21 protein-coding genes and 1 tRNA gene are annotated in these 20,251 nt (G+C 55.9%); 18 read left to right on the plus strand and 4 right to left on the minus strand.

The genetic code is table 11. From position 1 onward, the window contains the following. The first annotated feature begins 40 nt into the window (after nucleotides 1-40). The 13 genes from ACNT1W_RS06425 (at nucleotide 41) to dkgB (ending at nucleotide 12,421) form a co-directional block, all read left to right on the plus strand. On the plus strand, nucleotides 41-598 hold the full coding sequence (locus ACNT1W_RS06425; RefSeq protein WP_012005337.1) for a hypothetical protein: 558 nt from the start codon (nucleotides 41-43) through the stop codon (nucleotides 596-598). Continuing rightward, nucleotides 565-1,938 (plus strand): AMP-binding protein, encoded by a 1,374-nt coding sequence (locus tag ACNT1W_RS06430; protein ID WP_012005338.1) that lies wholly within the window; start codon nucleotides 565-567, stop codon nucleotides 1,936-1,938. Before ACNT1W_RS06425 ends, ACNT1W_RS06430 begins: the two co-directional genes overlap by 34 nt. Then, complete coding sequence (locus tag ACNT1W_RS06435) at nucleotides 1,935-2,279, plus strand: 3-hydroxyacyl-ACP dehydratase FabZ family protein (protein WP_012005339.1); 345 nt, start codon at nucleotides 1,935-1,937, stop codon at nucleotides 2,277-2,279. The genes ACNT1W_RS06430 and ACNT1W_RS06435 overlap by 4 nt, the downstream gene beginning before the upstream one ends. Next, nucleotides 2,270-3,988: a glycosyltransferase family 2 protein gene (locus ACNT1W_RS06440; RefSeq protein WP_419246533.1), complete on the plus strand. Its 1,719-nt coding sequence runs from the start codon at nucleotides 2,270-2,272 to the stop codon at nucleotides 3,986-3,988. The genes ACNT1W_RS06435 and ACNT1W_RS06440 overlap by 10 nt, the downstream gene beginning before the upstream one ends. Then, nucleotides 3,985-4,413, plus strand: coding sequence for an acyl-CoA thioesterase (locus tag ACNT1W_RS06445; RefSeq protein ID WP_017891691.1), 429 nt, complete (start codon nucleotides 3,985-3,987; stop codon nucleotides 4,411-4,413). The genes ACNT1W_RS06440 and ACNT1W_RS06445 overlap by 4 nt, the downstream gene beginning before the upstream one ends. Next, nucleotides 4,410-5,015: a LolA family protein gene (locus tag ACNT1W_RS06450; RefSeq protein ID WP_115183237.1), complete on the plus strand. Its 606-nt coding sequence runs from the start codon at nucleotides 4,410-4,412 to the stop codon at nucleotides 5,013-5,015. The genes ACNT1W_RS06445 and ACNT1W_RS06450 overlap by 4 nt, the downstream gene beginning before the upstream one ends. Then, nucleotides 5,005-7,311 (plus strand): MMPL family transporter, encoded by a 2,307-nt coding sequence (locus ACNT1W_RS06455; protein ID WP_419246534.1) that lies wholly within the window; start codon nucleotides 5,005-5,007, stop codon nucleotides 7,309-7,311. The genes ACNT1W_RS06450 and ACNT1W_RS06455 overlap by 11 nt, the downstream gene beginning before the upstream one ends. Then, nucleotides 7,311-7,883: a DUF3261 domain-containing protein gene (locus tag ACNT1W_RS06460; RefSeq protein WP_017891694.1), complete on the plus strand. Its 573-nt coding sequence runs from the start codon at nucleotides 7,311-7,313 to the stop codon at nucleotides 7,881-7,883. Before ACNT1W_RS06455 ends, ACNT1W_RS06460 begins: the two co-directional genes overlap by 1 nt. Next, entirely contained in the window at nucleotides 7,883-9,052 is a 1,170-nt protein-coding gene (locus ACNT1W_RS06465) for a beta-ketoacyl-[acyl-carrier-protein] synthase family protein (protein WP_017891695.1), read from the plus strand. Before ACNT1W_RS06460 ends, ACNT1W_RS06465 begins: the two co-directional genes overlap by 1 nt. Further along, complete coding sequence (locus ACNT1W_RS06470; protein WP_012005346.1) at nucleotides 9,049-9,522, plus strand: hotdog family protein; 474 nt, start codon at nucleotides 9,049-9,051, stop codon at nucleotides 9,520-9,522. Before ACNT1W_RS06465 ends, ACNT1W_RS06470 begins: the two co-directional genes overlap by 4 nt. Then, nucleotides 9,519-10,250: a 3-ketoacyl-ACP reductase FabG2 gene (locus ACNT1W_RS06475; protein ID WP_017891696.1), complete on the plus strand. Its 732-nt coding sequence runs from the start codon at nucleotides 9,519-9,521 to the stop codon at nucleotides 10,248-10,250. The genes ACNT1W_RS06470 and ACNT1W_RS06475 overlap by 4 nt, the downstream gene beginning before the upstream one ends. Continuing rightward, complete coding sequence (locus tag ACNT1W_RS06480; RefSeq protein ID WP_419246535.1) at nucleotides 10,247-11,476, plus strand: beta-ketoacyl-ACP synthase; 1,230 nt, start codon at nucleotides 10,247-10,249, stop codon at nucleotides 11,474-11,476. The genes ACNT1W_RS06475 and ACNT1W_RS06480 overlap by 4 nt, the downstream gene beginning before the upstream one ends. Nucleotides 11,477-11,617: 141 nt before the next feature. Further along, complete coding sequence (gene dkgB, locus ACNT1W_RS06485; protein WP_126501320.1) at nucleotides 11,618-12,421, plus strand: 2,5-didehydrogluconate reductase DkgB; 804 nt, start codon at nucleotides 11,618-11,620, stop codon at nucleotides 12,419-12,421. Nucleotides 12,422-12,465: 44 nt separating this feature from the next. Here dkgB and yafC read toward each other — a convergent pair whose 3' ends face one another. Beyond that, complete coding sequence (gene yafC / locus ACNT1W_RS06490) at nucleotides 12,466-13,353, minus strand: DNA-binding transcriptional regulator YafC (RefSeq protein ID WP_012005350.1); 888 nt, start codon at nucleotides 13,351-13,353, stop codon at nucleotides 12,466-12,468. Nucleotides 13,354-13,458: 105 nt separating this feature from the next. On the opposite strand from yafC, the gene ACNT1W_RS06495 reads away from it, so the two are divergent. Further along, on the plus strand, nucleotides 13,459-14,634 hold the full coding sequence (locus ACNT1W_RS06495) for an MFS transporter (protein WP_115183230.1): 1,176 nt from the start codon (nucleotides 13,459-13,461) through the stop codon (nucleotides 14,632-14,634). A 242-nt stretch (nucleotides 14,635-14,876) separates the two neighbouring features. Beyond that, nucleotides 14,877-15,671 (plus strand): endonuclease/exonuclease/phosphatase family protein, encoded by a 795-nt coding sequence (locus ACNT1W_RS06500; protein WP_026142215.1) that lies wholly within the window; start codon nucleotides 14,877-14,879, stop codon nucleotides 15,669-15,671. 63 nt (nucleotides 15,672-15,734) lie between these two features. On the opposite strand, the gene mltD is transcribed toward ACNT1W_RS06500, so the two are convergent. Together mltD and gloB are read right to left on the minus strand one after the other, a co-directional pair. After that, entirely contained in the window at nucleotides 15,735-17,123 is a 1,389-nt protein-coding gene (gene mltD, locus ACNT1W_RS06505) for a murein transglycosylase D (protein ID WP_172491173.1), read from the minus strand. Nucleotides 17,124-17,194: 71 nt separating this feature from the next. After that, nucleotides 17,195-17,950, minus strand: coding sequence for a hydroxyacylglutathione hydrolase (gene gloB / locus ACNT1W_RS06510; protein ID WP_012005354.1), 756 nt, complete (start codon nucleotides 17,948-17,950; stop codon nucleotides 17,195-17,197). 44 nt (nucleotides 17,951-17,994) lie between these two features. On the opposite strand from gloB, the gene ACNT1W_RS06515 reads away from it, so the two are divergent. Continuing rightward, complete coding sequence (locus ACNT1W_RS06515; RefSeq protein WP_012005355.1) at nucleotides 17,995-18,714, plus strand: class I SAM-dependent methyltransferase; 720 nt, start codon at nucleotides 17,995-17,997, stop codon at nucleotides 18,712-18,714. On the opposite strand, the gene rnhA is transcribed toward ACNT1W_RS06515, so the two are convergent. Beyond that, nucleotides 18,711-19,178 (minus strand): ribonuclease HI, encoded by a 468-nt coding sequence (gene rnhA, locus ACNT1W_RS06520; RefSeq protein WP_012005356.1) that lies wholly within the window; start codon nucleotides 19,176-19,178, stop codon nucleotides 18,711-18,713. The two genes, ACNT1W_RS06515 and rnhA, sit on opposite strands and share 4 nt — an antisense overlap. Nucleotides 19,179-19,250: 72 nt before the next feature. Here rnhA and dnaQ point away from each other — a divergent pair, with 72 nt between their 5' ends. Next, the gene (dnaQ, locus tag ACNT1W_RS06525; protein ID WP_012005357.1) at nucleotides 19,251-19,991 is read left to right on the plus strand and encodes a DNA polymerase III subunit epsilon; all 741 of its coding nucleotides are present in this window, start codon (nucleotides 19,251-19,253) and stop codon (nucleotides 19,989-19,991) included. Nucleotides 19,992-20,137: 146 nt separating this feature from the next. Beyond that, a tRNA-Asp gene (locus tag ACNT1W_RS06530) sits at nucleotides 20,138-20,214 on the plus strand. The last annotated feature ends 37 nt before the right edge of the window (nucleotides 20,215-20,251 follow it).

The raw sequence follows: 20,251 nt of genomic DNA on the forward strand, positions 1-20,251 counted from the left end.
CCGCTGCGTTAAGGTGAAAACGTCCCCTTGGATAAACCCGATGTTGCGGCTGTTGCAGGCCGTAACCTGGTTGGTGTTGCTGCTTTACCCGCTGGCGGTCTGGTTTGGTTTGGCGCGTTGGGGCACCACCGTTCTGGCGCCGCTGCTGGTGGCAGTCTTTACCTTACGGCTGATACTGCTGCGAGGTAAACTTCGTCAGCAAATATGGTTGGGCAAGGCCCTGGCTATGGTCGGTATCTTGTTGGCGCTTGCCAGTTGGGCGCTGAAGCAAAGTCATTGGCTGTTGTATTACCCGGTCTTGGTCAACGCATTACTGCTGTTGCTGTTTGCATATTCGCTGTTTGCGCCACCCACCGTGGTGGAGCGATTAGCGCGTATAACCGAGCCACAGCTGGATGCCGCTGGCGTGGCTTATACTCGCAAGGTGACTCAGGTCTGGTGCGGGTTCTTTATTGTTAACGGTGCAATAGCGCTGGCAACCTGTCTGTCCGGGGATATCACACTCTGGACGCTGTATAACGGCGGCATCAGCTACCTGCTGATGGGGGCATTAATGGGTATTGAATGGATAGTCAGGAAAAGGGTCAGGCGCGTCTGAGTTTACCGATGAGCCAATGGCTCAGCGTGGAGCGTGATGATGGGGTGATTGTTGCCTGGCGTGGCGCTCAGGCATTTTGTCTCGGTCAATTTCGCCGGGATGTCTCCGCATTGGTTGCACAGCTGGCAGGCAGGGAAGAGCAGCGTTGGGCGCTGTGTTTTGATGATAGCTATCGTTTCGCCATTGCGCTGTTGGCCTCTTTGTATGCCAACAGGGTGCCGGTAATTTTTGGTCATCAGCGCGAAGCTATCCTCAAAGAGCAGCGGGCAGATTTCGACGCACTGCTAACTGATTTACCCCTCGATCTTGGTGTGCCGGTTTTGCCGGTACCAGAAGGGGGCAGTACGGAGATAGCACTGCCTGCCTGGCCCCAGGATCCTCGTTTTATCCTTTATACCTCCGGCTCGACCGGCCAACCACAGGCCGTGACCAAGTCCATTGCCTGCATGGATCGTGAAAGCGAACTGTTGGCCGCAAGCTGGAAAGATGTCTTTCAGGGTTGCAGCGTGATCGCGTCGGTCTCTCATCAGCATATGTATGGCCTGAGCTTTCGCTTGTTTCTGCCACTGGCTTTTGGCCTGCCGTTCGATGCGCAGTTAACGCAGTATCACGAGCAGTTGATTGCCCGTCACCAGGGGCGACGTTTGGTGTTTGTCAGCAGCCCAGCCTGGCTTAAGCGTTTGGATAACCGTTTGGCACTGGCAGAGTGCGTTGAGGTATTTTCCGCCGGCGGCCCGCTCTCTTACGCGGAAGCTAACTTGTCGCAGCAGGCATTGGGCGTATTGCCGCTGGAAATATACGGTACAACGGAAACCGGCTCGCTGGCATGGCGCAAGCAAGTTCGAGAAGCCTCCCTGTGGCGGCTGTTTGCCGGAGTGACACTAACGGCAAATCCAGATAACAGCATGAATGTTGCGTCGCCACTGATACCCGATACCGGTGAGCTCGCACTGAGCGATATTATTCAGCTTGCGCCAGATGGTCGGCAATTCCAGTTAAACGGCCGGACCGACCGCATTATCAAGCTGGAAGAAAAGCGTCTGTCGCTGACCGAAGTTGAGCGCCGGTTGGTTTCCCTGCCGGAGGTCGCCGATGCTGCCGTGCTAACGCAGCAGCAAACAGGTCGCACGGTATTAGTAGCGGCGATAGTGTTGTCACCCTATGGCAAAAGCCAACGACAAAAATTGTCAGAAGGGGAGTTAACCCGCGAACTGCATCAGGCGTTGCGGGGCTGGCTGGAGCCGGTGGCCCTGCCGCGCCGTTGGCGTATTATCGATGCTATCCCTCTGAATCCGCAGGGCAAGCGCGCCTATGCTGAACTACAGGAGCTGTTTTTATGATGCAACCTGAGGTGCTGCAACAGCAGGTGAGCGACGCTACCCATGCCAGCCTGCTACTGCGTTTGCCTGCCGAACTGTTTTGGTTTCGTGGCCATTTTCCTGAGCATCCGATCCTGCCGGGGGTCACACAGCTGAACTGGGTGATGCAGTATGCCCGTCAATTGCTGGCTATCGAGGCCGGGTTCAAAGGGATCGAAGTGGTGAAATTTCAACAGCCCTTGCTGCCGGAGCAAAGCGTGTTATTGCAGCTTGAATGGCAGCCGGCACGGCATAAACTGTTGTTCAGCTACCGCGTGGGTGAGGCGACCGCCAGCAGCGGCAAGATCTCATTATGTCAGTGAAGGCTCCCTTTACTCCCTGCATTGTTATCCCCTGTTTCAATCACGGACAGATGATGGCCGCAGTGCTGACCAGGTTAGCCGATTATGGCCTGCCGTGCCTGATAGTGGACGATGGCAGCGACGCCAGCACTGCCGAAGAGCTACAGCGCCTGGCTGCTGACCGGTCATGGGTCAGATTGATGCGGTTGGATAAAAACCAGGGGAAAGGAGCGGCGGTGATCGCCGGCCTGCAACTGGCGCAGCGACAGGGCTACAGCCACGCTTTACAGGTGGATGCCGACGGTCAGCATCAACTGAGTGATATTCCGGCAATGATTGACGAAGCCCGCGCTCATCCGGACTGTCTGATTTCCGGCCGCCCCATTTACGACAGCTCAGTGCCAAAAGCACGCCTGTATGGCCGCTATGTCACCCATGTCTGGGTGTGGATAGAAACCCTGTCGCTGTCGCTGAAAGACAGCATGTGCGGTTTCCGCGTTTACCCGGTGGCTGCGACGTTGGCATTAACAACACGCCATCCGCTCGGCAAACGGATGGATTTCGATACCGAAGTGATGGTCAGACTGTACTGGCAGGGCGTGCCCAGCCGTTTTCTGCCGACGCGCGTGACCTATCCGGCTGACGGCGTTTCTCATTTTGATGCACTGCGCGATAACCTGCGCATCTCCTGGATGCATACCCGTTTGTTCCTCGGTATGTTGCCGCGTATTCCTCGTCTGCTGCGCCAACGTCGACGTGCTGCAAGTTCACAACACTGGTCGGCAACCCCAGAAAGGCATGGCCTGTGGGGCATCCGGCTGATGTTAAAAGTCTACCGACTGTTTGGCCGCCGGGTATTTCAATTATTGTTGTATCCGGTGATCGGTTATTTCTGGCTGACCGGGCGCAGCCAGCGTGAGGCATCACGCGATTACCTGCAACGCCTGCGGCAATTCGCCGAACAACAGCAACAGCCACTGCCTGCACCGCTCAACAGCTTCAGTCACTTTATGAGATTTGGTGATGCTATGCTCGACAAGCTGGCGAGCTGGCGAGGGGAGCTCAATGACATACGGCTGGTGGATCGCACGTGCTGTGAGAAGCAGATAGCGTCCGGCAAAGGCACGCTGATTCTGGCTTCACACCTGGGGGATATCGAGTCTTGCCGCGCACTGGGCGAGCTGGATTCTGGCGTAAGGGTGAATGCCCTGGTGTTTACCGAGCACGCCGAACGCTTCAATCAGGTGATGAAAGAGGTGAATCCGCGTGCCAATCTGAATCTGATCCAGGTGACGTCGCTGGGGCCAGAAACGGCCATGCGTCTGCAAGATAAATTGGATGCCGGTGAATGGGTGGCGATCGTCGGCGATCGTACCTCGGCGGGCAAGCATCAGCGGGGTGAGCAACCGCGCGTGGTGTGGAGCCGCTTTCTTGGCCAACCGGCACCCTTTCCTCAGGGGCCATTTGTCCTGGCCGCCGCGCTGCGCTGCCCGGTATTTCTGATGTTCGGCCTCAAGCAGCAGGGGCGTCTTAACGTTTATTTCGAACCCTTCGCCAATCCGCTGTTATTACCCCGTCAGCAGCGCCAACAGGCGTTGCAAGATGCGGTGGACAGTTATGCCGCGCGGCTGGAGCATTATTGCCTGCTGGCACCGCTCGACTGGTTTAATTTTTTCGATTTCTGGCAGTTGGCGGCACAGCCGCCAGTGCAACAGGGGCCTGAGACATGAAGCTAAAAGACGACCCGCGATTTTCCGTCAGCATTGAAATCGCAATCCCTTTCCATGATACCGATGCCATGGGCGTGGTCTGGCACGGCAACTACTTCCGTTATTTCGAAGTCGCGCGTGAAGCGCTACTCAAACAGTTTAATTACGGTTATCGGCAGATGCAGGCTTCGGGCTATGTTTGGCCGATCGTGGATACGCGAGTGAAATACATCGCGCCAGTGCTGTTTGAACAACGCATCATCGTCTGTGCCGAGCTGGAAGAGTATGAAAACCGCCTGCGCATTGGTTACCGCATTCTGGATGCAGAGAGCGGCAAAACCACCACCCGCGGTCATACCATTCAGGTAGCGGTCGATGCCGACAGCAAAGAAATGTGCTTTGCCTCGCCGCAGGTGCTATTGGACAACATTGAGGGGGCGCAATGAAGTACGGGTTATTGTTTCTTATCACCTTTTTCAGCCTGAGCGTCCAGGCGGTCACGCTGCCGGAGCTGCAACAGCGCTTTAGCCAACAGCCGGTGTTGCGCGCCGAGTTCGAACAGCAGCGCAGCATCAGCGGTATGGCGAAACCCTTGAAATCCAGCGGTGAGCTGCTGATTTCACAACAAAAAGGGTTGTGGTGGGCACAACAGAAACCCTTCCCGCTGACCTTGTTGCTGGATGATAAGCGTATGGTACAAACTCTGGCCGGTCAGCCGCCGCAGGTGGTGACGGCAGAAAACAATCCGCAGATGTTCCAGTTCAACCACTTGCTGACCGCATTATTCCACGCCGACAGCCAGGCACTGGAGCAAAACTTTTCTTTGCAGTTCAGCGACTTGGGTAATAACCAATGGCGGCTGGTGCTGACACCAAAAACCACGCCGCTCGACAAACTGTTCAAGCGCATCACCCTCAACGGCGAACAGTTCCTGGAAACCATTGATATTGATGATATGCAAAGTGACGCTACCCATATCCGCTTCTTTAACCAGCGTACGGCACCACAGACGCTAACCGCCGAGGAGCAACAGCGTTTTGCATCCTGAACTGCACCGGCGGCTGGCGTTTGGCTGGCTGGCGATTTGCCTGTTGCTGTTGGCGGCACTGTGCTGGCTGTTGCCACGCAGCCAGATCAACAGCAGCGTATTGGCGTTATTACCGAAGCAGCAACTGGTGGGCGTGCCGGATGAACTGGCCGAAGGTTTCAGCCGTCGGCTCGATCGGCAACTGATGTGGTTGGTCAGCCCGCCGCCGGGTGCGGACAACACTGCGGTGAGCTGGTGGTGGCAGCAATTGCGCCAGATGCCTGAGCTACAGCAGGTGGGCGGGCCTATGGAGGCTCAACGTCAGCAGCAGTGGGGGCGTTTTTTCTACCAGCATCGCAATGTGCTGCTGGATGACACCACCCGGCAGCGTTTGCAGCAGGGCGCGGACGTGCAAAGTCAGTGGATCCTCGGGCAACTCTATTCTGCCTTCGCCGGGGTCAGCGGCAAGGAACTGGCTAACGATCCGCTGATGCTGGTGCGAGCCTCGCAGTTGGCTCAGCAGCAAAACGGTGGTCTGCTGAGCTTGTCCAATGGTTGGCTGGTGGCGCGTGATACACAGGGCCGCAGTTGGTATCTGCTGCACGCCGAGTTGAGCGCCTCTTCTTATGACATCAGCAGTGCCCGGCGCACGGTGGACAAACTGAGCGCGATTCAACAGCAACTGCAGCAGCGCTGGCCGGGGGCAGAGGTACTCAACCGCGGTACGCTGTTTTACAGCAACTATGCCAGCCAACAGGCCGAGCGAGATATTTCGACTATTGGCCTGGCGTCGGTAGTTGGCGTGTTCTTATTGGTGTTGTTGATGTTCCGTTCGCCATTGCCTCTGCTGTTGTGCGGGTTATCCGTGGGGATGGGAGCCCTGGCGGGTACCGTCGCCACGCTATTGGCTTTTGGCGAAATACATTTGATGACGCTGGTGTTGAGCATCAGCATTGTCGGCATTTCGGCCGATTACACGCTCTATTTCCTGACCGAACGTATGGTACACGGTGACCAGTCAACGCCACTGGCCAGCTTGCAGAAGCTGTTGCCAGCGTTGTTGATGGCATTGCTGACCACCGTGGTTGCCTATCTGGCACTATTGATTGCTCCCTTCCCGGGCCTGCAACAGCTGGCGGTGTTTGCCGCTGCCGGGCTAAGCGCCGCTTGCATCACCGTAATTTGTTGGTACCCACGTTTGTCGCGTCGGCTGCCGGTGCGTCCGGCACCGGGGCTACGGCTGATCCTGGGCTGGCTGCATGCCTGGCGCCATCGGCGTTTGCTGCGCTACGGGTTGCCCACCGCGGTGTTGTTACTGGTGGTGGCTGGTTTCAGCCAGTTGAAGGTGGATGACGATATTGGCCAATTGCAGGCGTTGCCTGCGGGGTTGCAGCAGCAAGAGCAGCGCATCGCTGCGCTGACCGGGCAGCATAACGATCAGAAATGGTTGGTGGTGTACGGCGAAAATGCCGAGCAGTTGTTGCAGCGTATCGAGCTATTGCAGCCCAGGCTGGCACAGGCAAAACGGCAGGGCGTGCTGGCGGATTATCGCCTGTTACCTCTGCCTTCGCTTCAGCGCCAACAGCAGAACATCGCCCTGTTACAACGGGTGGCACCACAGGTGATGACGCAATTACAACAGGCGGATCTGGCCCTGAAAGCCCCTGACTTAACCCCGGACTGGGTGCTGCCGGAGCAGTGGCTGGGCAGCGTGGTCAGTGAGGGTTGGCGGCTACTGTGGTTGTCTCTGCCCGATGGGCGCAGTGCGGCGCTGGTCCCGGTCAACGGCGTGCAGAACAGCGCGGCGATGCAGGCCCTGGCCGAACAGGTACCGGGCACCGGTTGGATCGACCGTAAAACCGAATTCAGCGAACTCTTTGGCCACTACCGGCTGTATCTTTCGTATCTGCTGATGCTGTCGGTGGCGGCGATCGCACTGATTTATCTGTGGCGTTTTGGCCTGCGACACGGTCTGCGCTGCATGGTGCCGACGCTGCTGTCACTGGGCAGCGGCATTGCGGTATTGGCGCTGAGCGGCCATACGCTGAACCTGTTCTCGCTGTTGGCACTGGTGCTGGTATTGGGGATCGGCATTAACTATACGCTGTTCTTTACTAATCCCCGGGGCACGCCGACCACCTCGATGTTTGCCATCTTTATGGCGGTACTCACCACCCAACTGACCTTTGGCATGTTGGTGCTGAGTCATACTCAGGCCATCAGCAGTTTTGGCATCGTATTGAGCAGCGGTATCGCCGTGGCCTTTCTGTTGGCACCACTGACATTAGCAACCAGAAGAAAAAGAGGAAAAGCCTGATGCGCGGCTTACGAATCTCGCTGTTAATACTGGCCACCCTGCTGGTCGGCTGTGCCGGTTCGCAGAAGGCAACCCTGCCGCAGGCGTGGCTGAAACCCGGTACGCGGGTGACATTACCGGCTCCGACGCTGGCGCAACCCTTCAGCCAGCAGCAACTGTTGACCGCCGAAGTGAAAGGGCAGCAGCATTCGATGTTGGTGTTGCTCAACGCCGACGGCCAGCGCCTGCAACTGGTGGGCATGTCGCCGCTCGGTATCCGGTTATTCAACCTGACCTACGATCGTCAGGGGATCCACACCGAACAGCTGATCAAAGTGGGCGAATTGCCACCCGCCAGCCAGGTGTTGGCCGACATCATGCTGAGTTACTGGCCGCTGGCTGACTGGCAGCCTTTGTTGCCCGCCGGGTGGCGACTTGAGGATCAGCCGCAGATGCGCCGGCTGTATGACGATCGCGGGACGATCATCAGCGAAATCCGTTACCAGCAGGCCGACGGCCGGCGCGAACCGCAGTCGATTGCCCAATCCGCCTTCCACTATCGCATCGCTATTCAGAATCTGGGGAGCGAATAATGGTTTACTTCTCTGCCGTAGGGATGGTGAATGCGTTGGGCAACAGCCTGTCGCAGATTGCGGAAAATCTGGCGCTTGGCGTGTCGCCCGGCATGCAGCAGCAGACGCAGTGGCTGCTGGGCGGGGAAACTTCCTGGTTCGGTAACGTACAGGGCGAACTGCCCACTATTCCTGAACCTCTCAAACGCCATAACTCGCGCAATAACCGCCTGCTGTTGGCGGCGCTGGCGCAGATCGACACGCCAGTGCGCGCAGCCATCGCCCGCTACGGTGCGGATCGCGTCGCGGTGATTATGGGCACCAGCACCTCCGGTATCCATGAAGGCGAGCTGGCGCTGCAACAGTATCAGGCAGGGCAGTGGCCGCAGGGCTATGACTATCGGCAGCAGGAGCTGGGCGATCCGGGTTTGTTTCTTAGCGCTTTTCTCGCGACCCGTGGTCCGGCCTATACCCTGTCTACGGCCTGTTCTTCCAGCGCACGGGCCATCATCAGCGGTAAGCGGCTGATCGACGCCGGGCTGGTGGATGCGGCGATTGTTGGCGGTGCCGACAGCCTGTGCCAAATGCCCATTAACGGTTTCAACAGCCTGGAATCACTGTCCGCGCAACGTTGCACGCCATTTGCGGCCGAGCGCAGTGGCATTAATATCGGCGAGGCAGCGGCGTTGATGCTGTTAACGCGGGAGCCGGCAGCGGTAGCGCTGTTGGGGGTTGGCGAATCATCTGATGCCTGGCATATGTCAGCACCGCATCCCGCCGGTGAGGGCGCCGAGCGGGCCATCAACATGGCGCTGCGGCAGGCCGGTCTCAATGCCGGACAAATTGGTTATATTAATCTGCACGGTACGGCTACGCGGCTGAACGATCAGGTTGAAGCGCAGGTGGTAAATCGGCTGTTTGGCCCCCAGACGCCGTGCAGTTCTACCAAACATCTCACTGGCCACACGCTGGGCGCGGCCGGTGCGGTGGAGGCGGCGTTGAGCTGGCTATTGTTGACTCAGCCATTGCCGCTGCCGCAGCAAGATTTCAGCCGCGGGCCGCGCGATGCCGAACTGGCAACGATCGGTCTGGTTTGCCAGCCACAATTGCTGGGGCAGCGTGCGATTTTGTCCAATTCGTTTGCCTTTGGCGGTAACAATGCTTGTCTGCTGCTGGGGGACGCCCGATGATTCATTATCACGCCGCCGAATACTATCTGCCCCATGCCTCTCCAATGGTGCTGCTGGAGCAGGTGCTTGAAGTGGGGGAAGAACATGCCCGATGCGCCGTCATGGTGAATAGCGACGGCGTGCTGGCACCGTTTCTTGACGCGCAAGGCGCACTGCCGGGTTGGTATGGTATTGAGCTGATGGCGCAGGCAATCGGGGTCTGGAGCGGCTGGCATGCTTGTCAGAGCGCTCAGTCGCCACAGTTGGGCATGCTGCTGGGCGGGCGGGCGATTCACTGCGAGTTACCGGCTTTTCCTGCCGGCAGTAAACTGTTGGTTAGCGTGCAGCAACTGTTAAAAGATGAAAAGCTGGCCAGTTTTGAGTGTGAAATCAGTATCGATAATGTGCGCATCGCACAGGGCAGGCTGAACACTTACCAGCCTGATCAACAAGAAATCATTCAATTGACGACCTTAAGGGGAGACGCATGATGCGTTCCGTTTTAGTCACCGGCGCCAGTAAAGGGATCGGTCAGGCTATTGCCTGCCGCCTGGCTGCCGATGGCTTTTTGATAGCCGTTCACTACCACAGCGATAAGACCGGGGCCGAACACACACTGCAGCAGATTATCAGCGCCGGTGGGCAAGGGCGGCTGATTCAGTTTGATATCAGCCATCGCAGCCAGTGCCGTGAGGTGCTGGAGCAGGATATTGAAACCCACGGCGCCTATTATGGCGTGGTGAACAATGCCGGTATTACCCGCGATGGCGCTTTCCCTGCGCTGAGTGAAGATGACTGGGATGGCGTGATCCATACCAATCTCGACAGCTTCTACAACGTACTGCACCCCTGCGTGATGCCGATGATTGGCCTGCGCAAGGGGGGGCGGATCGTCGCGCTGTCGTCGGTTTCCGGCGTGATGGGTAACCGTGGGCAGGTCAACTACAGTGCGGCCAAAGCAGGGGTGATTGGTGCCTGCAAGGCACTGGCGATTGAGCTGGCGAAACGCAAAATCACCGTTAACTGCATTGCGCCTGGGCTGATTGACACCGGCATGATCGACATGGAGCCGGCGGCGCTGGATGAAGCGATGCGCGTTATTCCGCTCAAACGCATGGGCTCGGCGGAAGAGGTGGCCGGGCTGGCCAGCTATCTGATGTCGGATATCGCCGGCTATGTGACGCGGCAGGTCATTTCCATTAATGGAGGAATGGTATGACACAACGAGTGGTAGTTACCGGCATGGCAGGCGTGACCGCGTTTGGCAATAGCTGGGCAGACGTATCCAGCCGCCTGCAGCAGGGCAAGAATGCGGTGCGTTATATGACGCAGTGGGAAGAGTATCAGGGGCTGAATACCCACCTTGGCGCGCCGGTCGAGAATTTCGTGTTGCCGGAGCACTATACCCGCAAGCGCATTCGTTCGATGGGGCGGGTTTCACTGTTGGCCACCCGCGCCACCGAACTGGCACTTGAGCAGGCTGGGTTACTGGGGGAGGCGGTACTGACCAATGGTGAGACCGGTATCGCCTACGGTTCATCGACCGGTAGTACCAAGCCGGTCAGCGAGTTCGCCACCATGTTAACCGAAAAGCACACCGGCAATATTACCGGCACCACCTATGTGCAAATGATGCCTCATACCGCAGCGGTGAACACTGGCCTGTTTTTCGGTCTGCGCGGCCGGGTGATCCCGACTTCCAGCGCCTGCACCTCGGGCAGTCAGGCAATTGGCTACGCTTACGAGAGCATTCGCCACGGCTATCAGACAGTGATGGTGGCGGGCGGTGCCGAAGAACTGTGCCCTTCGGAGGCGGCGGTATTCGACACGCTGTTTGCCACCAGTCAGCAGAACGATCATCCGGAGCTTTCGCCACGTCCGTTTGACTGTCAACGTGACGGATTGGTGATTGGCGAAGGCGCCGGGACGCTGATCCTGGAGTCGTTGGAGCACGCGTTGGCGCGTGGTGCCACCATTTATGGCGAGATTATCGGCTTCGCCACCAACTGCGATGCGGCTCATATTACCCAGCCGCAGCAGGAAACCATGCAAATCTGCATGCAGCAGGCGCTGAAGGCCTCCGGGCTGGCGAGCAGCGATATTGGTTATATTAGTGCCCACGGCACGGCGACCGATCGTGGTGATATTGCAGAAAGTCAGGCAACGGCAGCGATCTTCGGCAATAGCGCGCCGATTTCTTCATTAAAAAGTTATTTTGGTCATACGCTGGGTGCCTGCGGCGCACTGGAAGCCTGGATGGCGCTGGAAATGATGCGTGAAGGCCGCTTTGCGCCGACCATTAACCTCAGTGAGCCGGACAGCGCCTGTGGCGATCTGGACTACATCATGGGCGGCTATCGTCAGATTGAGACCGAGTTTGTGCAATCAAACAACTTCGCGTTTGGTGGCATCAATACCTCACTGATCCTGCGCCGCTGGTCGTAATTTTGCGTTGCCGGGGTGCTCACCCCGGCAATTGTTGCCGTTTAATCAAAAGTCTTATGCACAATAGGGCGTTTTTGATCAACAAAACAGTTGCCATAATCCTCCCATATCGCTTCAACATCCTAATGAGAGAATAAAATTATGAGCATCCCTGCATTTGGTTTAGGTACCTTCCGTCTTCAGGATCAGGTCGTCATCGACTCGGTCAGCACGGCGCTGGAGCTGGGGTATCGCGCCATTGATACTGCACAAATCTACGAAAATGAAGCTGCGGTGGGCCAGGCGATTGCTGCCAGCGGTGTGCCACGTGACGAGCTGTTTATCACCACCAAAATCTGGATCGCCAATCTGGCGAAGGGCAAGCTGATCCCAAGCCTGCGAGAGAGCCTGAGCAAACTGCAAACCAGCTATGTTGACCTGACTCTGATCCACTGGCCTTCGCCGAATGACGAAGTCTCGGTGGCCGAGTTTATGACTGAGCTGGCGGAAGCCAAAAAACTGGGCCTGACCCGCCAGATTGGGGTCTCCAACTTCACTCTGGATCTGATGCAACAGGCGATTGATGCCGTGGGTAGCGATCAGATCGCCACGAACCAAATCGAGCTGTCGCCATATCTGCAGAACCGCCAAGTGGTGGAATTTGCCCAGCAGCATGGCATCGCCATCACTTCCTATATGACGCTGGCCTATGGGCAGGCACTGCAGGATGAGACCATCAAGGCCATCGCGGCACGCCGCCATGCTACTCCGGCGCAGGTTATCCTGGCCTGGGCGCTGCAATTGGGTTACGCGGTGATCCCATCATCAACCAAGCGTGAAAACCTGGCGAGCAACCTGTTGGCGCAACAGCTAACGTTGACCGCCGAGGAAATGGCGGAAATCGCCAAATTGGAAAACAATGGCCGTTTGGTCAGCCCGGAAGGTCTGGCACCTAACTGGGATTGATTTTCCACGGCATACGCATTGAGGCGCCCAAACGGGCGCCTTTTTTATTGCGCCAATCGCTCACTGATAAAATCGATAAAGCTGCGCAGGCGATTGCTGACTGCACTGTCGCTGTAATACACCGCGTTGACGGGCATTGCTACCGGCAGGGTCTCTTCAACCAAAATCGGCACCAGATCGCCACGCTCGATATCGGCATCAATCATAAAATTCGACAGGCAGGCAATACCGTTGCCGTGCAGACACAGATGACGCTGGGTTTCCCCACTGTTGGTGGTCAGGCCAGGTGTAATTTCCAACTGGCGGCCATCAGCACAGGCCAGTGGCCAGCGGTTGAGACTGGGCAAATCGTTAAAACCAATGCAGCTATGCTGCTCTAATTCTTCTACCTTTTGCGGCGTACCGTACTGTGCCAAATAGGCGGGGGAGGCCAGCACACGCCGGTAGCTGGTCATCAGCTTGCGCGCCTTGAGGCTGGAGTCGGTCAGCTCACCGACGCGAATGGCGATATCCACCTTGCGCTCAATCAGATTGATAAAGTTCTCCGACGACACCAGCGATAACGACATTTCCGGATACAGTGCCCGAAACTCCGCCACCAGCGGGGTCAATACGTGCAGCACCACCGGGGTGGCGGCATCGACGCGTAGTAGTCCCTGCGGACGCTGACGGCTTTCCATCAGCGCATTCTCTGCCGCAGCCATATCACTCAGTACTTTCTGCACCTGACGGAAATAGTTTTCCCCTTCCTGCGTCAGACTGATCTGGCGCGTAGTGCGGTTGAGTAACGTTACGCCCAACTTGGCCTCCAGCTTCTTGACCGTGCGGCTGACCACCGAATTGGCCTGATCAAGTTGTTCTGCTGCCCGGCTGAAGCTGCCGCTTTCCACCACGGTGACGAAGGTAATTAACTCATCAGAGTTCGCTTTCACTGTTGCTCCATTGGCAAAATTAATTTGATATTTTGAGCATTTTTATCATTTAAGCACGGGTCGATAATAGCCGCCATCAACCTGAATGCTATTTGGAGTAAAAAGATGCCTCTCGCATTACTTGCATTGACCATCAGTGCCTTTGCTATCGGCACCACGGAGTTCGTAATTGTCGGACTTATCCCGACTATCGCAGAACAGTTGGGGGTGACCGTGCCTTCTGCCGGGCTGCTGGTGACCATCTATGCTATCGGCGTGGCCATTGGCGCACCGGTGCTGACAGCCTTAACCGGTCGCGTGCCGCGCAAGTTGTTGCTGATCAGCCTGATGGTGCTGTTCACTCTCGGTAACTTATTGGCCTGGCAGTCGCCTGGCTATGGGACGCTGGTGGTGGCCCGCTTGTTGACCGGCCTGGCCCATGGGGTCTTCTTCTCAATCGGTTCGACTATTGCTACCGGCCTGGTCGCGAAAGAGAAGGCCGCCTCGGCGATCGCCATCATGTTTGGTGGCCTGACCGTGGCGCTGGTGACAGGGGTGCCATTGGGGACCTTTATCGGTCAGCACTTTGGCTGGCGTGAAACCTTCCTGGCAGTATCACTGATTGGTGTAATAGCCACCGTAGCCAGCGCTATTTTGGTGCCAAACAACATTAAAAACCAGGCCAGCGCCAGTATTAAGGAGCAGTTTAAAGTGCTGACCCATCCTCGCCTGTTGCTGATTTACGCCATTACTGCACTGGGTTACGGCGGCGTGTTCACGACTTTCACCTTCCTGGCTCCGATGATGCAGGAGTTGGCGGGCTTTTCTGCTCCGGCAGTCAGCTGGATCCTGTTGGCCTACGGCATTGCGGTGGCGATAGGTAACATCTGGGGGGGCAAACTGGCGGATCGTCACGGGGCGGTACGCGCACTCAGCTTTATTTTTGCCGCGCTGGCCGTTCTGCTGCTGGTGTTCCAATTCACCGCCAGCCACAGCATTGCCGCGTTGCTGACGGTGATCGTCATGGGAGTGTTTGCCTTTGGTAATGTTCCGGGGCTGCAGGTGTATGTGGTACAGAAAGCCGAACAATACACGCCGAACGCGGTGGATGTGGCCTCCGGCCTGAACATTGCGGCTTTTAACGTAGGTATTGCCCTTGGTTCGGTGATTGGTGGGCAAACGGTCGCCACTTTGGGGTTGGCACAAACTCCGTGGATTGGTGCTTTGATCGTGCTGGTGGCTCTATTGTTGGTTAGCCTAAGTGGACGTTTGGATAAGAAATATCGGCCGCAATTAGCCTAAACCTCCTCACACTCTCTTCTCTGGCCCGCATTTTGCGGGCCTTTTCGCATTTATGATACGGCGCCGCCAACCTTTACACACATATACTGTCAGAAGATTGAAATCCCTGTACTACGCCCCTATAACTGAAAGGGTATAACCCCTAAAAGCCATGCCGTCAGCCGAGGGCAGGCGTATAATCAATTCATTGTTGGCGGGAATGTCACTGCCAGTTTTATCCTAATGGGAAATAGGCGAATAGCGTGCCGAAACGAACTTATGCAATGAGGTATGTTGCAGGTCAGCCAGTTGAGCGAATTTTCCCTGGCGCCATCAACCAACCGCTGCCGCCTGGGGCTGCATTGCCCACGTCCGGTGCATTACGGGTGATGGTGTGGAACATCTTTAAACAGCAGCGGGCCGATTGGCTTTCGGTGCTGAAAAGTTATGGCAAGGATGCGCAACTGGTGCTGTTGCAGGAGGCGCAAACCACGCCTGAGCTGGTGAGCTTTGCCACGTCAAACTATCTGGCTGCCGATCAGGTGCCGGCATTCGTGTTGCCTCAGCATCCTTCCGGCGTAATGACGCTGGCGGCGGCGCATCCGGTCTATTGCTGCCCACTGCGTGAACGTGAGCCATTGCTGCGGCTGGCCAAGTCGGCGTTGATTACCGTCTACCCGTTGTTTAACGGCCAGCTATTGATGGTAGTGAATATCCATGCGGTGAATTTCAGCCTGGGCGTGGATGTCTACAGTAAGCAACTGGGACCGATTGGTGAGCAGATTGCCAATCACCAGGGGCCGGTGATCATGGCCGGGGATTTTAATGCCTGGAGTCGTAAGCGAATTAATGCGTTATACCAGTTTGCCAGTGATATGGCGTTGCGTGAGGTGAACTTTACCGACGATCACCGCCGCAAGGCGTTTGGCCGCCCGCTGGACTTTGTGTTTTATCGCAACATGGGGGTGGCAGAGGCTTCGGTGCTGGTGACCAGCGCATCGGATCATAATCCGCTGCTGGTGGAGTTTCACCCTGAAGCCGACAAGCCGCATTGGTAATATTCGCACCATATTCAGACAATAAAAAAGCACCCCGAAGGGTGCTTTTTTTGTGCCGAAAATTTAGGTATCCGGCGACGTTTTATCGCTGACAAACAGGGTCAATTTCAGACCCGGCTGCAGGTTGCTGTTGGCTTTGGCAAGCGTTGAGTTCCAACGCATCACGTCGTTAATATCGACGCCGTGACGACGTGCGATACTGGCGAGCGAATCACCTTTACGAACCTGATAGGTGATGCTGCTGTTACTGCCGGTATTGCTGGCCACTTGCAGGGTTTGCCCAACTTTTAGCGTGCTCTTGGCGCGCAAATTGTTCCAACTCTGCAAATCGCTGGACTTGATATTCAACCGCTTGGCAATGCCCGATACCGTGTCGCCGGAGCGCACTTTATACGAGCTGCCACCAGACAGGCCGCTGTTCTTCGCCAACTGAGTGGTTGGCTGAGTCACTGCGATCTGGCCATCGGCCAACGAGTCTTTCAGCTGATCGGCATGACCTTTGGGAACCATAATATAATGGGGCCCGTTGGGTGCCGTAACGCCTTTTTTGTAGCCTGGGTTATAAGCCTTCATCTTGGTCAATGAAAGCCCAGCCATCTCAGCCGCCTGAGTTAACTGTATTTGCTGTCCAACATCAATACGCGCCAGTGCACGGGTGTTATCAGTCTTAGGCAGATTGATACCGTACTTCTTGCTGTTTTTAATGATGTCGCTCAGCGCCAGCATTTTCGGGACATAAATTGACGTTTCACGCGGAAGCGACAATGCCCAGAAATTGGTTGGCTTACCCTGGCGTTTATTCGCCTTAACCGCCTGCATGACACGGCCTTCACCACTGTTATAAGCGGCAATGGTCAGTAACCAGTCACCGTTAAACATGCGGTTCAAATACTGCATCATATCAAGCGCAGCAGTCGTCGAGGCCACGACATCGCGTCGCCCGTCATACCACTGGTTGTTTTTCAAACCATAATTCCGACCCGTTTGCGGCACGATTTGCCATAGCCCTGCGGCGTTGGCACTTGACGTGGCGTGGGGGTCAAAAGCGCTCTCCACTATGGGTAGCAGTACCAGTTCCATCGGCATATTGCGTTTCTTAATCTGCCCGACTATCCAGTACATGTACGGCTCTGCCCGTAATGTTACATCGTGGAGATAGCTCTTACTTTTTAGGTACTTTCTTTTTTGATCACGGATCCGGGAATTTTCCGGAACCTCCATCTTCAGCTCGTCGCTAATGAAGTTCCACAGGTTCTGTTGCGCGGCACCACTATTGTTATCTAGCCACCGCGCCGAGCTCGCTCGACCATTCGCTGTGTACTCTCCTGCTTCACCTTCTTGACCTGCCGAAGACAAACTCTGTGCATGCTGTTCTGGGGCCGGTGCGTCCTGCCTGGACGACTGGCACCCCACTAGCAAGACTGAGGCGAGAAATATCGCTTTAGCCTTCATGTGTGTGTCAATGTAGTTGCTTAAAAGACGAGCAATCATACTTTGCTTCGCCAAACAACACAACTAAAAGCTCAGAAGTTGTCTTTACGCAGGCGTAATTCGGAAAAAACCGAATGAAGATGCTCTGGTGGCGTATGAAAGCCTAATTCTCTTTGTAAATCAGTGTCATGGCAACGTAAAAATAGGTTAATTTTACGCTCTAATTGTAGCGTCGTGGGTACGCTGGATTGGCCTTTTGCCCGTAACGCCTCAACTTGTTGCTGATATGTTTCAATGTGTCGATCTTTCGGCAAAATAGCTCGCGCAAACTTAAGATTTGAAAGCGTATATTCATGCGCACAACAAATTAAGGTGTTATCGGGAAGTTGCGCGAGCTGTTGAAATGAGTTGAACATTTGCTCTGCGGTGCCTTCAAAAAGCCTTCCGCAGCCAGCAGAGAAAATAGTGTCTCCGCAGAACAGATAAGGTGCGCTATAGAATGCTACATGGCCCAAGGTATGTCCGGGAACCGCGATTGTGGCGAATTTCTGGCCGTTAATTTCGATGGTTTCGCCATCATGAACGATGTGGTTGGCTCCCTTGTCGGCAGTTTCCTGCGGCCCATAGACTTTTAGCCCGGAATAACGCGCCACAATTTGCGCTACGCCGCCAACGTGATCGTGATGATGATGGGTAAGCACAATGGCGTCAGGCGTCAGGTTCAGGCGATCCAGCGTTTCCAATACCGGCTGTGCTTCACCGGGATCGACAATAATGCAATGCCCCTGCTGGTTATCCAATAACCAAATGTAATTGTCCTGGAAGGCGGGAATGCTGATAAGATTCATGTTGGACCTCTCGTTGGCAACGGCTTGAAAGAAGATAATAAATCATGAAACCAGCCCATACTCTACAAAAGCTCACCGGCCCACAGTCCTGGGCAGAGTTGCCGTGGGGAGAATACTATCGTGAGGCGCTCGAGCGGCAGTTGCAACCCTGGTGGTCGAAGCTGTTTGGTTTCCACCTGTTAAAGCTCGGTAATCTCAGTGCCAGTCTGGCGACCGACAAATGCGCCATTTCTCATCAGGTAAATGTAGCCCTGGAAGGGCAGAACCTGCAGGTGATCGCGGATGCCTATCAGCTCCCCTTTGCTGCCAAATCGGTGGATGCCTGCCTGTTGGCGCATACGCTGTCCTATGCTGATGACCCGCACCGCATGCTGCGAGAGGTGGATCGCGTGTTGATCGACGACGGCTGGCTGGTGATCAGCAGTTTCAATCCGTTCAGTTTATTGGGGCTGGGTAAGCTGGTGCCAGGGTTACGTCACCGTCAACCTTATGCAAGCCGGATGTTTACCCAGATGCGTCTGCTGGACTGGCTGAGTCTGCTTAATTATGAAGTACTGCATCAGTCGCGTTTTCACGTATTGCCGTGGCAGCGTAAAGGCGGGAAATTTTTATGTACCCATTTGCCGGCATTGGGCTGCATGAGCGTGATTGTGGCGCGTAAGCGCACCTTACCGCTGACGCCAACGCCGATGAAATTCGGTGCGAGAAAACCTGCTCTCAGCCGCGCCGTCGGCGCGACCAAGAGTTATCGCAAACTGCCTTAACTTTCCGGTTTGTAACCGACATCATCCTGGGTTGGATTGCTGGCCGCATCACGCGCCAACACGTCGCAGCGTTCGTTTTCCGGATGGCCGGCGTGGCCCTTGACCCATTCCCATTTAACCGTATGGCGTTGAATGGCCAAATCCAACCGCTGCCATAAATCGACATTCTTGACCGGTTTTTTGTCGGCCGTTTTCCAGCCGCGCTTTTTCCAGTTGTGGATCCAGGTGGTAATGCCCTGGCGTACATACTGGCTGTCGGTGCTCAGGGTCACTTCGCAGGGCGTGGTCAGAGCTTCCAGCGCGACAATCGCCGCCATCATCTCCATGCGGTTGTTGGTGGTCAGGCGGAAGCCCGCGCTGAAGGTTTTTTCAGTCTGCTTATAGCGCAGTATTGCACCATAACCACCGGGGCCCGGGTTGCCAAGGCAGGAGCCGTCGGTGAAAATTTCTACCTGTTTGAGCATCTCTGGTAGACTCTTCCTATCAGTTTTATAAAAGCCAAGTCTGACATAAACAAGCGCTGCGAGCACTGCAATATGATCTCAACAACCACCAGACAGATTGTCCTCGATACCGAAACCACCGGTATGAACAAACTCGGGGTGCATTACGAAGGCCACCGCATCATTGAAATTGGCGCGCTGGAAGTGATTAACCGTCGCCCAACCGGTCGTCACTACCATGTTTATATCAAGCCGGATCGGCTGGTGGATCCTGAGGCCTATGGGGTTCACGGCATCAGCGATGAGTTCCTGGCGGATAAACCGACCTTTGCCCAAATTGCCGATGAGTTTATCGACTTTATCCGCGGCGGCGAGTTAGTCATCCATAACGCGGCGTTCGACATCGGCTTTATGGATCACGAATTCCGCATGTTGCAGCAGGGCATCCCGAAGACCGATACCTTCTGTACCATCACCGACAGCCTGTTAATGGCGCGCCGCCTGTTCCCCGGCAAGCGTAACAACCTCGATGCGTTATGCAGCCGTTACGAGATAGACAACAGCAAGCGTACGCTGCACGGCGCCTTGCTCGATGCCGAGATCCTGGCGGAAGTCTATCTGGCGATGACCGGCGGTCAGACGTCAATGGCCTTCCAGATGGAAGGCGATACGCAAAATAGCAATTCAACGCAGGACATTCAGCGCATTGTGCGCCCGGCGACGACGATGAAAGTCGTCTATGCCAGCGATGAAGAAGTGGTGGCCCACGAAGCGCGTCTGGATTTAGTGGCGAAAAAGGGCGGCAGTTGCCTGTGGCGTACCGAAGTGGAATAACGGCGTTTTAATCTGGGCCGATAATCTTTCGGCCCGGTTAGCTGAAAAACTGTGCAAACGGTTCATTTGGTAAGAAAAAGGCATTGACGCCATAGTGGCTCAACCGTAATATGCGCCTCGTTCCTCTCGAAAGAGAAGAACGGCGCGGAGCGGTAGTTCAGTTGGTTAGAATACCTGCCTGTCACGCAGGGGGTCGCGGGTTCGAGCCCCGTCCGTTCCGCCAACATTAAGAAGCCCTGAGTTAGTAATAACTCAGGGCT

Source organism: Serratia sp. NFX21, from assembly GCF_048517035.1.
GTDB classification, from domain to species: domain Bacteria; phylum Pseudomonadota; class Gammaproteobacteria; order Enterobacterales; family Enterobacteriaceae; genus Serratia; species Serratia quinivorans.